The 16,198-nt window shown below is 73.1% G+C and carries 10 protein-coding genes and 1 pseudogene; 5 read left to right on the top strand and 6 right to left on the bottom strand.

Annotated elements, in window-relative coordinates; all coding sequences use genetic code 11:
• Positions 1 to 57: 57 nt before the first annotated feature.
• The 3 genes from OG440_RS31480 to glpK all read left to right on the top strand — a co-directional run bounded on the left by OG440_RS31480 (position 58) and on the right by glpK (position 4,215).
• The gene (locus tag OG440_RS31480; protein ID WP_406010133.1) at positions 58 to 1,731 is read left to right on the top strand and encodes an EAL domain-containing protein; all 1,674 of its coding nucleotides are present in this window, start codon (positions 58 to 60) and stop codon (positions 1,729 to 1,731) included.
• Positions 1,732 to 2,509: 778 nt separating this feature from the next.
• Entirely contained in the window at positions 2,510 to 2,692 is a 183-nt protein-coding gene (locus OG440_RS31475; protein ID WP_406010132.1) for a hypothetical protein, read from the top strand.
• Between the two features lie 2 nt (positions 2,693 to 2,694).
• Entirely contained in the window at positions 2,695 to 4,215 is a 1,521-nt protein-coding gene (gene glpK / locus OG440_RS31470) for a glycerol kinase GlpK (protein WP_406010131.1), read from the top strand.
• Positions 4,216 to 4,318: 103 nt separating this feature from the next.
• Here the strand turns inward: glpK and OG440_RS31465 are convergent, their stop codons facing one another.
• From OG440_RS31465 to OG440_RS31450, 4 genes are all read right to left on the bottom strand, one after another.
• Entirely contained in the window at positions 4,319 to 4,924 is a 606-nt protein-coding gene (locus OG440_RS31465; RefSeq protein WP_406010130.1) for a GTP-binding protein, read from the bottom strand.
• Positions 4,925 to 5,007: 83 nt separating this feature from the next.
• Complete coding sequence (locus OG440_RS31460) at positions 5,008 to 5,403, bottom strand: DUF742 domain-containing protein (protein WP_406010129.1); 396 nt, start codon at positions 5,401 to 5,403, stop codon at positions 5,008 to 5,010.
• 9 nt (positions 5,404 to 5,412) lie between these two features.
• Positions 5,413 to 5,847 carry a roadblock/LC7 domain-containing protein gene (locus tag OG440_RS31455; RefSeq protein WP_406010128.1) on the bottom strand — a complete coding sequence of 145 codons (435 nt, stop codon included), beginning with the start codon at positions 5,845 to 5,847 and terminating at the stop codon, positions 5,413 to 5,415.
• Positions 5,844 to 8,711, bottom strand: a complete 2,868-nt coding sequence (locus OG440_RS31450) for a nitrate- and nitrite sensing domain-containing protein (RefSeq protein ID WP_406011506.1) — start codon at positions 8,709 to 8,711, stop codon at positions 5,844 to 5,846. The genes OG440_RS31455 and OG440_RS31450 overlap by 4 nt, the downstream gene beginning before the upstream one ends.
• 420 nt (positions 8,712 to 9,131) lie before the next feature.
• On the opposite strand from OG440_RS31450, the gene OG440_RS31445 reads away from it, so the two are divergent.
• Both OG440_RS31445 and OG440_RS31440 read left to right on the top strand, forming a co-directional pair.
• Positions 9,132 to 9,746: a hypothetical protein gene (locus OG440_RS31445; protein ID WP_406010127.1), complete on the top strand. Its 615-nt coding sequence runs from the start codon at positions 9,132 to 9,134 to the stop codon at positions 9,744 to 9,746.
• Between the two features lie 179 nt (positions 9,747 to 9,925).
• Positions 9,926 to 10,573, top strand: a pseudogene (locus tag OG440_RS31440) (amino acid permease); the annotation flags it as partial.
• Here the strand turns inward: OG440_RS31440 and OG440_RS31435 are convergent.
• The gene (locus tag OG440_RS31435) at positions 10,574 to 15,205 is read right to left on the bottom strand and encodes a hypothetical protein (protein WP_406010126.1); all 4,632 of its coding nucleotides are present in this window, start codon (positions 15,203 to 15,205) and stop codon (positions 10,574 to 10,576) included.
• A 67-nt stretch (positions 15,206 to 15,272) separates the two neighbouring features.
• Positions 15,273 to 16,151 carry a hypothetical protein gene (locus tag OG440_RS31430; RefSeq protein ID WP_406010125.1) on the bottom strand — a complete coding sequence of 293 codons (879 nt, stop codon included), beginning with the start codon at positions 16,149 to 16,151 and terminating at the stop codon, positions 15,273 to 15,275.
• Positions 16,152 to 16,198 lie beyond the last annotated feature (47 nt).

The following is a 16,198-nucleotide window of genomic DNA, read 5'->3' as shown; positions in this document are numbered from 1 at the left end:
GTGTGAACGTCTCATGAACTGCGCCTGGGCGGCCGTCCGCGGGGCCATCATGCTGCCGTGCACTCCTGGACGGACACTCTCCGCTTCGCCTTCCAGCCGGTGGTCAACCTGACCACCGGAGGGGTCGCGGGGTTGGAGATACTCGCCCGCCCGGAGGCCGGCGACATCCTGGCGCAGGCCCGCCGGGACCCCGAACTCGACTGCCGGCTGGCCGTGTCGGCGGTTCGCGCGGCGGCCCGCAAGGAGACCCTGCTGCCCCTTCACGTGAACGTGTTCGCCGGCACCCTGGCCGACCTCGGTGGTCTGACCCCACTGCACGACGCCGTGCGCGAGGCGGGGCGGTTGCCGTGGGAGGTCACGCTCGATGTCGTGCCGCCCTACACGCACGTGCCGCAGCCCGCGCTGCTGGAGGCCCTGGCGGCACTGCGGGAACAGGGTTTCCGCATCAGCGCGGACGGGGTCGGGGACGGGGACGCGCCCCTGCGGCTGCTCGTCGACATCGCGCCGGACCTGGTCAAGCTCGACGGCTCGCTCCTGGCACGGCCCGCGGCGGTACGGGCGATGCGGACGCTGTGCGACGAGTTGGGGGCGCTGCTGGCGGTGGAGGGCGTGGAGACGGAGCTTCAGTGCGCGGCCGCGGTGTCCGCCGGGGCGCAACTGGCCCAGGGCACGCTCTTCGCGCCGCCCAGCCGGTTGCCGGCCGCCGACGTGTACGTCCCGCCGCTCGGTCCCGGCGTCCTGCCGGCGCTCCGGTCGGGGCCGTCGGTACGGGAGTTCGTCCGGCCGGCCGCGCTGCTGCCCGCGACCGTCTCCGCCGGTCAGGTCCGGGCGCTGCTGACCGGCTCGCCCGACGTGTCCGGGGTGCTGCTCGTGGACCGGGCGGGGGTCCCGGTCCGGTCGGTGCACCGGTCGCGTTTCCTGCTGTCGATGTCGGGACGCTACGGCCACGCCCTGTACGCGGACCGCCCCGCGGCCAAGCTCGGCGATCCGCCGCGGACAGTGGGCGTCGACGCGACGGCCTGGGAGGTCCTGGACGTGGTCGCGGTCGGCGACCGGGACCGTACCTCCGACGATGTGGCGGTCGTCGACCACGGCGGGCGCTGTGTGGGTGTCGTCCGGCTCGCGGACCTCGTAAGGGCGTTGGCCGAGAGCCGGGTCGAGGAGGCGGCCGGACTGAATCCGCTGACGCGGCTGCCCGGTTCGGACGCGATCACCGGGGAGGTGGACCGGCGGATCGCCGAGGGGCGTGTCTTCGCGCTGAGCTGGCTGGACATCGACCACTTCAAGCAGGTCAACGACGGGGCCGGGTTCGCGGCGGGGGACGAGCTCATCCGGTCGGTGGGACGGGCACTGCAGATGACGGCGTCGGGCAACGCGCGCGTGGGTCACATCGGCGGAGACGACTTTCTGGTGCTGGCCGATCCGGAGGGCCTGGAGCCCCTCGTCTCCACGGTGCTGGACGTGCCCTGGTCGGCGGGCGGCCGCCCGGTGACACTGTCGCTGGCCACGGTCCTGTGCCGGCCGGGCAGCGTGAGCGACCACCGCGAGGCGGCCGCGTGCCTGGCGCCCTTGAAGAAGGCCGCGAAGTCACTGCGAGGGGCGAGCTGGGTGGTCGGGCACGCGGGGCTGGCCGACTACCAGATCCGGCGCGGGGCGCAGCCGATGACCCCGGCGGGGGCTGGGGCGGGGGCGGGAGCGGCCGGGGCGGAGCCGGGGGTCGGGCCGACCTGACCCTCCGGCCGGACGGGCAGCCGGCCGGAGGCGACCGCCCGGGGCGACTGCCGCGTGACGACGAGTGACTGCCGGGCTCGCCGAGGGCGTCCGCCGGTCTTCTCCGGGGGCGAGTTCGCAGGCGGGTCGGCGTCGATTCGGGGCGGGTCGGGTCCGGGTCGGGGCGCGGTCGGCGTCGGGGCGCGGTCGGCGTCGATTCGGGGTCGGTTCGAGTCGGGGTCGGTTCGAGTCGGGGTGGCGTCGACGACGGCATCGGGTTTGGGTCGGTTTCGGAGGCGGGGCGAGGTCGGGGCGGACCGGGATCGGCGTCGGGGTCGGGTCCAGGGCCGGGGCGGAGTCCGAGCGGGTCGGGGCGGGCGAGGTCGGGGCCAAGTCCGGGGCGGAGTCGGAGTCGGGGTCGGCCAGTGGAGAAGGGTGGCCCGGGCGCCGGTCCCGCAGGGGGTGTCGGCGACCCGGGACGGATGCCCCGCGCATCGGGTCGCGCGGGGCGTTCTCACCGTCATCAACCGTTGCCGTCGGCCTTCTTGACGCTCCCGGGGTGCCGGTTAACACTTCCCGGTGTCAGCCGACATCGCCGTACATTCGCGGCGTATCCAGGCACGCGCCATGCGGGCTCCCGAGGGACGGCGCACTCCCCCGAGGGCGATACGGCCAGGACCGCGCGCTCGTCGGACACCGGGCGGGGCGTGGGAACTCCCTGGCCCGCAGCGGCCACGGGAAGCACACCCTGCACGGAGCGCCGGGGCCGAGCTGCCCCGGGCCGGCCCCAGGAGCCGCCATGCGCAACGGAGACACGGTCGTCGGCGAGGTCGTCGGTACCGCGATGCTCAACCTGTTCGCCGGCACGGTGTCGAACGTCGTCGACCCGGCACGTGACCTCGGGTCCCGCATCGTGCGCGCCTTCCCGCCCATCCCGAACCAGGTGTCATCCACGCAGCCTTCCGAACAGCCCAAGGGGTAGCCATGACGGACAACGCCGAGAAGTACGTCGCCGCCATCGACCAGGGCACCACCTCCAGCCGCTGCATCGTCTTCGACCGCGACGGCGCGATCGTCGCCGTCGACCAGCGCGAACACCGCCAGATCTTCCCCAAGCCCGGCTGGGTGGAGCACGACGCCACGGAGATCTGGTCCAAGGTGCAGGCCGTGGTCGCCGGGGCGATCGCCAAGGCCGGGCTGCGCGCCGACCAGATCAGCGCCCTCGGGATCACCAACCAGCGTGAGACGACCGTGCTGTGGGACCGCGCCACCGGCAAGCCGGTGCACAACGCGATCGTGTGGCAGGACACCCGCACCGCGGGGCTCTGCGGCCGGCTGGGGGGATCCGACGGACAGGACCGTTTCCGCGACCAGACCGGGCTGCCGTTGGCCAGCTACTTCTCCGGGCCCAAGGCGGCCTGGCTGCTCGACAACGTGCCGGGCCTGCGGGCGCGCGCCGAGCGTGGTGAGATCGCCTTCGGCACGATCGACTCCTGGCTCATCTGGAACCTCACCGGCGGAATCGACGGCGGCCGGCACGTCACGGACGTCACCAACGCCGGGCGCACGATGCTGATGAACCTGGAGACCCTCCAGTGGGACGCCTCCATCCTGTCCGCGATGGACGTGCCCGAGGCCATGCTGCCGGAGATCAGGTCCTCCGCCGAGGTGTACGGCACGGCCGTGGGCCAACTCGGCGGTGTGCCGGTCGCCTCGGCGCTGGGCGACCAGCAGGCGGCGGTGTTCGGCCAGGCCTGCTATGAGGTCGGCACGGCGAAGAACACGTACGGGACGGGCAGCTTCCTGCTGCTCAACACCGGCAACCGGCCGGTGCCCTCGAAGAGCGGACTGCTGACGACGATGGGGTACCAGATCGGGAGCGAGGCGCCTGTCTACTGCCTGGAGGGTTCGATCGCCATCACGGGCGCGCTGGTGCAGTGGTTCCGAGACCAGCTCGGCATCATCCGTACGGCTGACGAGATCGAGAGCCTGGCGGCGAGCGTCGACGACAACGGCGGCGCGTACATCGTCCCCGCCTTCTCGGGACTGTTCGCGCCGTACTGGCGCTCCGACGCGCGTGGCGTCGTCACCGGCCTCACCCGTTACGTCACGAAGGGGCATCTCGCGCGTGCGGTGCTCGAGGCGACGAGCTGGCAGACGCGCGAGGTCGTGGACGCCATGTTCCAGGACTCCGGGGTCCGCATCACGACCCTGAAGGTGGACGGCGGCATGACCAAGAACAACCTGCTCATGCAGCATCAGGCGGACGTGCTCGGCGTGCCCGTGATCCGGCCCCGGGTCTCCGAGACGACCTGTCTGGGCGCGGCCTACGCCGCGGGACTCGCCGTCGGGGTGTGGAACGACCTCGACGAACTCAAGGCACACTGGCGCGAGGACGCGGAGTGGACTCCGTCGATGGACGCTTCGGTGCGCGAGCGCGAGTACCACAACTGGCGCAGGGCCGTGGAGAAGAGCCTCGGTTGGCTGGAGGACGGCGAAGGCTAGTACGCGCGCGTGCGTCCCGTCGGGCAACGGCCCGGACCCCGGCCGGCGGGGGTTCGGGCCGTGCGGACGGGCGGACGTGCGGCCAGGCGCGCGTGCGGGTGGCTCAGGTGGGGATCGCCTGGCGGCGTTCGGCCCCGAAGTCCATCGCGTGCTGCACCACGCCGACCAGGACGTCCCTCACCGATCTTCGGTCGCGGGCGTCGCACAGCACCACGGGAATGCCGTCGTCGAGGTCCAGGGCCCCGCGGACGTCCTCCTCCGGGTAACGGGCGGCGCCCTCGAAGCAGTTGACGGCGATGAGGAAGGGGATGGAGCGCCGTTCGAAATAGTCGACGGCGGCGAAGGAGTCCTCCAGCCGGCGCGTGTCGGCGAGCACGACGGCGCCGAGCGCGCCCTCGGAGAGCTCGTCCCACATGAACCAGAACCGCTCCTGACCGGGCGTCCCGAAGAGGTAGAGCACCAGGTCCTCGCGCAGGGTGATGCGCCCGAAGTCCATGGCGACGGTGGTGGTGTGCTTGGTCTCGACGCCGGTCGTGTCGTCGACCGGGCGGCCCGCCTCGGTGAGGTACTCCTCGGTCCGCAGCGGCTTGATCTCGCTGACGGCGCCGACGAGGGTGGTCTTGCCCACCCCGAAGCCGCCGGCCACCAGGATCTTGAGCGTGACGGGCTCGACCGGGGGCTTGCCGCGCTCAGAACGCCCGAAGATCATCGATCACTTCTCCTGCTTGATGGCTTGACCCGATGCACGCGGCCCCGTCGACCGGTCACGTCCTCACCTCGCCGCCGCGCTGCTCACAGCGCTCGGAGGCCGTCGATCACGTCGCGCAGAATACTCTCGTCCGGCAGTTCGGCCGGCGGCACCGGCCGGTTCACGTGGACGAACTCCGCGTCCACGAGATCGCCGACGAGGACGCGCACCACGCCGATGGGCAGGTTGAGTTCGGCGGCGAGTTCGGCGACCGACTGCGGCGCCTCCCGGCACAGGTCCACGATGTCCACGTGCTCGGGTGACAGCGACGCGTCCGTGTCCGCGTCCTCGGCGTGGGGCTCGGCGACGACCAGCGCGATCAGGTCGAGACGGTGCTGGACCGCACTGGTGGTGCGGCCCCGCGTCATGGCGTACGGACGGACGACCGGTCCGGCCTCGTCGTCGAACCAGTGACTTCTTCCCTGACCGTCTGTGCTCATGCCATCCCACTACCCGCCCGAGGGCAGATCGGTGCGTGGGGTGGTGCCCAGATGTACGCCGACCCGCTTGACGAGGAGCGTCATCTCGTACGCGACGAGCCCGACGTCCGAGTCGGCGTCCGAGAGAACGGCGAGGCAGCTGCCGTCACCCGCCGCCGTCACGAACAGGAAGGCGTCGTCGAGTTCGACGACGGTCTGGCGGACACTGCCGGCCTCGAAGTGACGGCCGACGCCCTTGGCGAGGCTGTGGAATCCGGAGGCGACGGCGGCCAAGTGCTCGCCGTCCTCCCGGGACAGGTCCTTGGACACCCCCGTCGCGAGGCCGTCGCCGGAGAGGACGACGGCCTTGCGGATGCCGGCGACACGGTCGACGAGTTCGTCGAGGAGCCAGTTCAGCTCGCCGTTGTCGGTGGTGCTGTGGCCGGTCGCCTTCGGTGCGGTCATCGACCGTCCCCCTTTGTCGTTCCTTGTGGTGCTGCGCCGCTGTGGGCGTCGTCGCCCGCGGCGTTCTCTACGCGGCCGCGCTGCCAGCCGCGCTGGAGCGAAGCCATACGGCTGCGCACCTCGTCGGCGTCGCGGTCCGCGGGGTCGGTTCGGTCCTCGGTGCGCGGGGCCGGGCCCTGCCGCAGTTGCGGGGCCAGGTTCGCCTGCCGTACGCGCCGGGGCAGCGCACCCGTGCCGGAGCCGCCGCCGTCCGTCCCGCCGGACACCGTGTCCCCGGTCCGGGCGGGCGCGGCGTCCGCACGCTCGGGCGTGCCGCCGGGACCGCCGGGGCGGGCCGTGGCCTGCCGCGTGCGCTGGGGAAGGGCGGGAGGCTGCCCGGACGGCTTCTGTGCGCCGCGGCCGGGGTGTTCGGGCGGCGCGGGACGTTCGGGCGTGCCACCGCTGCGGGGGATCTGTGCCGTGGTGCCACGGCGGCGCGAGGGCAGCGGCGCGGGACCGTCGCTCTCCACGCGGCGGGGGCCGGGCCTGGCCGGGGGCTCCGGGTCCGTCTCGGCGCGCCGGGGCCGCTGCTCGGGGACCGGGCGGCCGTGCGAGCTGACCAGCTTGGGCATGCGGCGACCGGCCTGATCGTCGGCGAGCGGCCCATGGGGAGCGCCGGGGCTGTCGGGCAGCCTGTGGTGCTGGTCGACGGTGTTCACCGCCGGCTCGTCCTCGGTGCGGCCGAGGGAGCGCCGCGGGCGGAACAGCCCACCGTGGTCGTCGTCCTCGTCCAGGGCGGCCGGGAAGTCACCGAGGGCGTCCAGGCCGACGGGGGCCTCCAGTTCCACCGGGCCGTCGAGCATCGAGACGGGCACGCCGGGAAGCTGCGTCGCGGCCGGAGAGAGGGCGGTCCTGCGGGTGTCCGCGGAGTCGGCCTCCTTCGGGGGCCGGGGGCGGTCGAGCCGGAAGCCGATGCCGTTGGTGTCGGGGACGTCGTCGGTCAGCAGTGCGTCGGGGATGAAGACGATGGCCGTCGTCCCCCCGTACGGGGAGGGCTGCAGGGAGACGCGGACGTTCTGACGCTGGGCGAGCCGGCTGACCACGAACAGCCCGAGACGGTCGGTGTCGGACAGCTCGAATTCCGGTGTCTCGGCGAGCCGGAGGTTGGCCTCCAGGAGGGCCTCGGGTGCCATGCCGAGGCCGCGGTCGTGGATCTCGAGGGTGAAACCGTTGGCGACCCGGTCGCCGAACACCTGGACCGCGGTGTGCGGCGGGGAGAACACCGTGGCGTTCTCGAGGAGTTCGGCCACCAGGTGGGTGAGGTCGGCGACGGCCGGGCCGGTGGCGGCGAGGCGCGGCAGCCGGCGGACCTCGATGCGTTCGTAGTCCTCCACCTCGGCGACGGCGGCGCGCACGATGTCCATGAGCTGGACGGGCCTGCGCCACTGCCGGGAGGGGGCGGCGCCCGAGAGGATCACCAGGCCCTCGGCGTGCCGGCGCATGCGGGTGGTGAGGTGGTCGAGGCGGAAGAGGTCGGCGAGCTCCTCGGTGTCCTCGGTGCGGCGCTCCATGGTGTCGAGCAAAGTGAGCTGCTTGTGCAGGAGTACCTGGCTGCGCCGGGCGAGGTTGACGAACACCTCGGAGACCCCGGAGCGCAGATCGGCCTGTTTCACGGCGGCCTCGACCGCGGCGCGCTGGAGGGTGTTGAGGGCCCGGCCGACCTCGCCCATCTCGTTCTTGTCGTACTCCAGCCGCGGTACCTCGGTCTCCACGTCGACCTGTTCGCCCGCGGACAGGCGGCGCATCACGCTGGGCAGCCGCACACCGGACGCCTCGTGGGCCTCCATCCGGAGCTGGCGCAGGTCGCGTATGAGACCGCGGCCGATCCGTACGGACAGGACCAGCGAGACCAGCAGGGCGACCAGACCGAAGACGCCGGCGACGACCGCCTTGACGATGACCTCCATCGCGACCGGGCGGACCCGGTCCTGGTAGCGGTCGTTGGCCTGCTCGTCCAGGGTGCCGAGCTCGAGCAGGACGTTTCCGGCCGCGGTGTCCCAGTTCTTGGCGGTGACGCCCCGGGGTGTCTCGCCGGGCGTGCTGCCGACGACGACCTGTTCGGCGGTGCGCAGCGGGGCGGTGGTGGCGTTCTTCCAGAAGCTCTCGTAGCGCTCGCGCTCGGCGGTGGGCAGCTGGGCGAGGCTTATCTCGTAGACGACCTGCCGCTGGGCCTCGAGGTCGGAGACGTCGCGGATCTCCTCGTGGCTGAGCCGGCCCACGACCAGGGCGGAGCCGAGCAGAGCGTCCTCCCGCGAGAGGAGTTCCCGGGCTCGGGCGACGCTGACGAGGGCGCGGTACTGCTTGTCCATCTCCACGCTGTCGACGACGTCCAGCTTGGCCAGCAGGGTGTAACAGGGGTCGATCAGCTGGGTGTAGAGGGTGAGGGCCTGCGCTCGGGTGACGGTGCCCTCCTCGACGCTCCGGCGCAGCGAGTCGACGCCGTCGAAGGCGTCGAGCACCGCGGTGAGGCCTTCGCCGTCGTCCTCGTCCAGGACGTCACGTACGTCGGGGTCCTGGGCGTTGCCGCGGATCTCGGCGAGTGCCTCGTCGGTGGCGGTCCGGGTGCGGCGCAGCGCGGACAGCGCCTCGGAGGCCCGTGGGTCGGCGAGGTAGACGAGCGTCTGGCGGCGTTCCTGCTGAACGACGCGGACGGTGTCCTCGATCGGATACCCGACCTTCTCGACGAGGGACGACACCGTGAAGAGGCGGCTCGCCTCGCGTCCCGTGATCACCGTGGCGAAGCCCCAGACGGCGGTCAGGGACACCAGCGGCACGAGCAGCAGCGCCACGATCTTCCGGCGGATCGACTTCCCGCGAAAGCGCATGGTCTCCCCCAGCTCGAACCCCCACCGGCAGGGGGTACGCATGTGCGTCAACAAACGGCGCGAGCCTACTACCGACGCGCTGTGAACTCGAAGAGGTGTCCGGAAGCTGAACTTCCGCCCCAGGGGCGAGACATGGCGGCTTGTCCGGTCATTACGGGAGATTGTCTCCCCGGATCGGATCCTCCGGACCCGGCCGGATCCGGTCGGCCGTGCACACGAGTTGGCCGGAATTTTTCGCAACACGGGAATCTTCAGGGCACATCGTTCGTCCTACTCATTGGGAATTGGGGGCGGAATCGGCCACACGAGCCGTTTGCCGCACCTGGGCGGCGTAAAACAGCGCAAGCCGGGCAGCCACTGGGGAGCCGGGTCTTCGACTCGGAGGCGAGCGGTCTGCTGGCGGTGGGGAGTGACACAGTGATGGGCACGGCGGAGCGGCGTGAGGCGCCCGAGAAGAGCGCGGCGGCGAGTGGTACCGCGCTACGGGATCCCGAGGCGTCCGATCGCGACATTCCGACGAACGAACACGTGACCGCGGAGCGGAGCGACAGCCGGGCGGACAGACGTGAGGCGACCGGTCGCACCACGTCCACCACGGACACGGGCACGGGCACGGGCACGGGCACGGCCCAAGTACGTGCGGTGTACCGCCCGTTGTGGGTGGAGGAGCCGGCGCGTCGGCGCCGGATGCCCGACCCGGTGCGTACGGCGGCGGTGCGCGCGGTGCTGGTCATCGCGGTGACGCTCATACAGGCGATGGTCGCCTTTCTGTGCACGCTGGCGGGATCGTGGCTGGCGTTCCCGATGGTGATCAGCAGTGTGGTCAGTACCGTGCTGGCCACCTGGGGCGCGCTGGACGTCTGGGTGACCCGGCAGGTGTGGAACCAGCGCAACGGCGTGGTGTCGACACCGAGCAGCACCGCGCGTTCGCTGCGGCGTGAGCGCCGCCGGGCGCGTCGCCAGGTGCTGGCCGCCGAGCGCGCGCAGGAACGGATACGCAGGCAGGGCGGCACCGGACAGCTGTCCCACTCCTGAGGCGGTGGGCGCTGCCTGACCGGGAGGCCGGACGGCTTCACGGTCAGGCAGCGCCCGTTCCAGGCGTGAGCGCGGAACTTCCAGGCGTGTGAACGGACTCGACCGGCGATGATCTCGCGGTCCCGCCGGTGCCGATGGTCTGCTGGTCTCCTCCGAGTACCAGGAGGCCGCCCATGAGGAAGCTGTCCACGGACGGCCTGCAGTACGTCGTGCTCGACGTACTCGGTCCGACGGCCGGCAAGGCGATGCTGTGGTGTGTGCTGATCGCCGTCACGGTGTGCGCCCTGGCCGTGCACACGTCGGCGATCCGGCCGGCGTTCGCGATGGCCCGCGACAACAACCTGCCGGGGTCCGCGCGGCTGGCCAAATGCCACCCGCGTTTTCAGACCCCGGTGCTGCCGACCGTGATCATCGGCGTGCTGGCGCTGGCGATCCTGGTGGTCAACATCCGCCAGCCGCAGATCTTCACGGTCGTCACCAGCATCGGCATCATCATGATCTACCTCGCCTATGTGGGCGTGACCGGACCGATGCTGGTGGCGCGGCTGCGCGGCACATGGCAGCCGGCGACCGACGGGAATTTCTCGCTCGACCGCTGGGGGCTGCTCGTCAACCTCGTCGCGGTGGTGTGGGGCGCGGCGATGACGACCAACCTGATCTGGCCGCGAGCCTCGGTCTGCAACGCGGCGGCGCCCTTCCACTGGTACCTGCGGTGGGGCGCCGTCCTGTTCGTCACCGTGATCGCGGGCGGTGGCTTCGCCTACTACCGGTTCGTGCAGCGCCACCGCACCGGTGTCCTCGAGGACCACCGCCTGGCGGACAGCTGATCAACCGGCGTGCGGCGCGGGCCGTTTGTACATCCGGGTCGCCGTGATCTCACTGCGCACCTGCGCCGCTTCACCTTCTCCGGCCGGGGCCTGCTGCGGCAGACCCGGCCGGAGGTGTTCCTCGACACTGATGTACTTCAGGCCCGCCCGCAGGTCGGCGTCGTTGCGCAGCCGGATGACCAGCGGGAACTCCGCCAGCGCGGTCGTGTCGAACAACCCCGTGGTGTAGAGGAGCTGCACGCCGAGGGCGTCCGAGACGGCACGCTGGAGCTCCAGCAGATAGGTCGCGTTGGCGCGCCCGATGGGGTTGTCGAGGAACAGGGTGCCGGCGTACCGGTGCTTGTCCCGGCCCCGGTCGTTGCTCCTGAGCGCCGCCATCGTGCAGTACAGGGCGATGGCGGCGGTGAGCAGCTGGCCGCCGGAGAACACGTCGCCCATCTGACCGACGGGCACCCGCTCGGCCCGCAGGACGGCGTCCGGTTTGAGGATCTCGACGGCGACGCCCCTGGGCTGGAGGGCCGCGCCGACCCCGCGCAGCAGCAGCGACATGCCGTCGCGCCGCAGATCGGAGTTCTTCTTCACGGCGGCCCGGGTCGCCTCGTCGATGACCTCGCCGAGCCGTTCGGTGAGGGTGCTCTGGTCGGGCTCCTCGAAGCGGATGCGCAGGAACTCCTGGCCGGACCACTCACCGAGGCCCTCGGGCAGCCGGGAGAGCCGCTGGGCCGAGCGCAGGGTGGCGAGCGCGGACTCGACGAGCCCGCGCAACCGGTCCACGATCGAGTCCCTGTTGCGCTCCAGCTGCTCCAGCTCGTCCGTCAGGACCCGCAGTCGGGGTGCGAAGGCGCTCGCCCACTTCTGCGCGTGCTCGGGCAGCGCGGAGGCGGGCAGCTCACGGATCTGCTGGCGGGCAGGGGTGCGGACCTGCTCGTAGCGCGTGTAGTTGGCGTGCCGCACGAGGATGTCGCCGGCCTCGCGGACGGCGGACTCGGCGGCGGACAGGTCGGTTGCGCAGCCGCGCAGCGAGCGGCGGGCCTCGGCGGCGGCCTGACGGGCCTCCTCCGGGGTGCCGGGGTACGGCTCCGACTCCTCCTGCTCCTCCTCCGGGGTGTGTTCGCGCAGCAGGTCCCGGAGCATCGCGGCGATCTCGTCGAAGCCGTCGGCCGCGTCCTCGGCGGCGCGATGGCCGGCCAGGAGTTCGGCGTGCGCCTCGCGGGACCGGCTCAACGCCTCGGTGCGAGTGGCGAGTTCGGTCGTCGCGGTGCGCAGCAGCGCTTGGGCGTGTTCGGCGTCGCGCGGCTGGAGCTCGGCCGGCAGCTCGGTGTGGGACCCACCGTCCTCGGGGGCGTGCCGCTCGGCCTCGCCGCGCAGCCGTCCGAGCTGCTCGCTCGCGGTGGACACACGGGTCTCCAGAAGCTGCACCAGCTCGTCCGCGCGCGCGGCGGCGGCCTGCCGGGACGGTCCGTCGGAGCCGTCGGGCGACTGGAGCAGCTGCTCCGCGCGGGTGCGGACCTTGTTGCTGAGGCGGTCGAGTTCGGTGCGGGCCGCGCTCTCGTCGCTCTCCGCCCGGGCCTGCTCGGCCCGCAGATCCGCGCCCACACCGACCTTCTCGTACAGCTGGGACGCCGCCCGGTAGGCCTCGCGGAGCGCGGGCAGGGACGCCTTGGCCGCGTCCGCGTCGCCCTGCGGTACGTCGTCGGGGGCGCCGGCGATCTCGGCGCGTTCGGCGCGCAGCGCACGCGCGGTGCGGCGGGCGTCGTCGGCGGCGCGCTGGGCACCGCGCCGGTCCTCGTCGGCGGCTCGGGCGCGCTCCAGGCAGGTCTGGGCGCGGGCCTCCGACTCGGCGGCCTCGTCGGCGAGTTCACGGACCTTGACCTGCCAGCCCGCGCGCTCGCGCAGCCGGAAGGCGAGCCCGGCCAGGGCGTCGGCGGCCCGCCGGGCCTTCTGCGCGGCCTCCTGGCGCTCGTCGCGCACCTGGGCCGCCTCGGCGGCGATCTCGTCGGCCTCGGCGCGCACGGTCCGTGCCTCGGACAGCTCGGCCTCGGACTCCTCGGTGAAGGCGCCCGCCTCCCCGGCGGTCCGCGCCAGTTCGGTGAGCCGCCCGGCCGGGCAGCCGGTGCGCCAGGAGGCCAGCCGGGCGGCCAGCTCCCGGTCCTTGCCCAATCGCGCCGCGAGCCGGCGGATGTCCTCGTCCCGCTCGGTCGTCCGGGCGCGCAGCGCCTGCCGTTCCTCGTCGGCGGCGTGCTCGTCGTGCATGGCCGGGTTCGGCGGCACGAGGAAGACGTCACCGCTGTCGGCGTCGTCCGCCGGGGTCGGCGCCAGGAGGGCGGCGGCCGTACCGACGGCCACGGCCGAGCGGGGCAGCAGCGCGGCGTCACCGAGCGCCGTACGCGCGCGTGCGTGCGAGGCGGGGTCGGTGATGATCACACCGTCGACCAGTTCGGGCCGGGCGGCGAGCACGCGGGCGTGGTCGGCGGGATCGACGGCCTGCGCGAGGTAGCGCCAGCCGGGCAGGGCGGGGATGCCGTGCTCGCCGAGGAACTCGACCGTGGCCAGCACGTCCGGGCCGGGCGGCAGCAGTCCCCCGTCGCCGAGCGCGCCGAGGATGCGGGCGTCGTCGGCGGCGGCCGTCCGCAGGTCGAACAACTGGCGTTCGGCGGCGGAGACGGCGTCGTCGAGGAGTTCGCGCAGCTCGTCGGCGCAGCGGTCCAGGTCCTCGGGGGTCAGCAGGGAGTCGTCGTCCGGCTCGGCACTGTGCCGTGGCTGCGGGATCCGCGGGCGTTCCCGGCCGCCGGTCAGCCCGAGCAGCTCCGCGAGCCGTTCCTCGCCGGCCAGGGCCTCGGCGAGCCGGCGCTCGGCCTCGTAGGAGCGGTGCGCGGCCGTCGCCGCGTCGGCGGCCCGGGCCGCGGTGAGCTCGGCGCGGGACTCCGCCGAGGCGGCATCGCGCGCCTGCTCGGCGGCCCTGCGCGAGGCGTCCCGCGCGGTGTCCCAGGCTGCGACGGCGCTCTTCTCGGCGTCGCTGGCGGCGAGGGCGGCGCGGGCCGGGTCGGCGTCGGGCGCGCTGTCGTCGAGCCATCCCGCCCGTACGGCCTCGGCGGTCTCCTGCTCGACCTCGGAGAGGCGCTGGCGCAGGTGGCCGACCTCACTGCGGGCACGCTGGGCGTCGGTGGCGGCGGACGTCGAGTCGCGGTGCGCGCACTCGCCGACCTCCTGGAGTGCCGCCGAGCGTGCCTCCTCCTCGTTGGCGAGGTTCTCCGCGTTCTCGGCGGCCGCGTGCAGGGCCCGTACGAGGTCGACGGCGGCCTTGGCGCGGGCGGCCAGTGCCGGGGCGGCGTCGCGTTCCGCCTCCTGGATGGCGACGGAGACCCGCGCGACCCGGTCGGCGGCGGCGCGGTGGCGCAGAACGGCCTCGGCGCCCTGCCAGGCGGAGTGCAGGGTGCGGGCGTCGGCGAGTTCGCGCTTCTGCGCGGCGGCGGACTTCTCGGCGCCGGCCAGCGCCAACGAGGCGTGCCGGAAGGCGAGTTCGGCGGCGATCAGCGCACTGCGCTCCCGTCCGCTCTCGGCGTGCGTGACAGCGTAGGCGGCGGCGGTGACCCGCTGTGCGAGATCACCGGCCCGCGCCTTCTCCCGCTGGCCCCGCGCGGACAGCCGCCGGGCGAGCGCGCGGGTGCGGCGCTCGGCGCCGGCGTGGATGTCACGCGCGCGTGCCCGCGCCTCGGCCGCCTCGACGATGCGGCCGAGCAGGTCCACCGACCCGGCGGTGAAGTCCCGTTCGGCGATCAGCTCGGCGCGGCGGCCCAGCTTGTTGCCGAAGCCGCTGACCAGGTCGGCGAGCCCGTCGGTGTCCCGCGTGTCGGTCACCGCGCGCAGCAGCAGGTCGGTGAAGTCGGAGTCCTTCTTGACCGCGAAGAGGCCGGCGGCCTCGCCTTCGTCGGCGTTCATCTCGCGCTGGTAGCGGAAGAGTTCGGGGTCCAGGCCCAGCTCGCCGAGGTGCTCGATCCACCGGTCGTGGATCTCCTCCCAGTGCACCTCCAGGTGCGGGTAGGCCTTCCCCGCCTCGGTGAGGGCGTCCCGGAAGCCCTTCATGGTGCGCCGGCGCCCCTGCGCGCCGGAGGCGCCCTCGACGGGCGGGCGTACGGCGGTGGACTCGGCGACGGGCAGGTTGTCCAGGCTCAGGCCGGGGCCGGGCCGGAACGAGTACCAGGCCTCCGCGAACTTCCGCGGATCGTTGGACACCTGCCGTCCGCGCCACTCGCTCGCCTTGCCGACGACGACGCACTCACCGGTGAGCACGTGCTGCCACTCCAGCGCCACGTGTCCGCAGTCGTCGGCGAGCAGGAACTTCCGCAGCACGCCGGAGCTGGCACCGCCGAGGGTGTTGCGGTGACCGGGCAGCATCACCGAGAAGATCAGCTTGAGCAGGACGGACTTACCGCCGCCGTTCTCCAGGAAGAGCACGCCCGCGGGCGCCGGCCGGCGCGGCGGGCCGACGGGCTCCTCCTCGAAGAACTCCGCCTGCGTGGGGGCGGGGTCGGGCACGACGGCGCCCACACCTCGCAGGTCAAGCACGGTGTCGGCGTAGCGCGCACCGGCAGGACCGATGGAGTAGAGGCGGACCCGGGACAGCTCGTACATGGCGGACTCTCGTAAGTCTTCGGCAGATCGGGGGGAGGCGCTTCGCGAGCTCGCGGGCTCGGAAGCTTCAGCTGTGGAACGGCAGTCCGGCGTCGGCCACCAGGTCCAGGTCGTCGGTCTGCTCGGCGGGCAGCAGCGTCGGCGAGCCGTCGGTGACCGGGACGACGCCGAGCTCCAGCAGCTCGGCCATGGCGGCACCGCCCGCCATGTCACGCACCTGGAGCTGATAGCGGGCCGTCGTCCGGTAGGTGCCGCCACCGTCGTCACCGGTGCGCTGGAGGAACCCGGAGTCGGTGAGGAACGCGACGGCCTTGCCGACGATGCCGGTCGTGGAACCGGCGAGTCTGCGCGCGTCCTTGGTGGCGCCGGCGGCACTGCGTCTGGCCCAGATCCGCCAGGCGGCCTCCAGTCCGGGGGCGTCGGTAGCGGGGTCGGTGTTCTCGCCCCGCTCCTCCGCCCGCTCCTCCAGCCGGCGACAGGCCTGGCGCACGAAGGCGTCCACCCCGTTGACGCTGACCCGGCCGATGTAGCCGTCGTCGGCCAGGTCCTCGGGCCGGGGGAAGGCCATGGCGGCGACGGCGAGGTGCGCGAGTCCGTGCAGGAAACGGTCGCCGCCGTCGGCGGACGTACGACGCGCGTAGTCCCCCATGCGCACGGCGAACACCGAATCCTCGGCGGCGGTGACCGCCATCCCCGCGCGCGGGGAGACCTCCAGCACGATCAGCCCGAGTCCGGCCGCCACGGCGTCGGCGAGCCGCGCGAACGCCGGGTCCTCCCGGTGGCGCCGCAGCAGCTCCGCGTACTCCTGGTCCCGCGCGGGCTGCACCTTGGGCTGCAGCCCGAACGCGACGAGCCGCGCCGCGTCGGCGGCGTCGGCGGGGGTGACGGCGGCGTTGACCGCCGGGGCGGGCGCCTCCGTGTCGCTCCACTCGACGTGCTCGGTCACTGCTTCGGCTCCTCGGTGTTCTCGTGCTGGTGTTCGTGCGGGTCCAC

This window comes from Streptomyces sp. NBC_00637 (genome assembly GCF_045161545.1).
Classification (GTDB): domain Bacteria; phylum Actinomycetota; class Actinomycetes; order Streptomycetales; family Streptomycetaceae; genus Streptomyces.
This window is presented reverse-complemented; position numbering and strand designations above follow the sequence as displayed.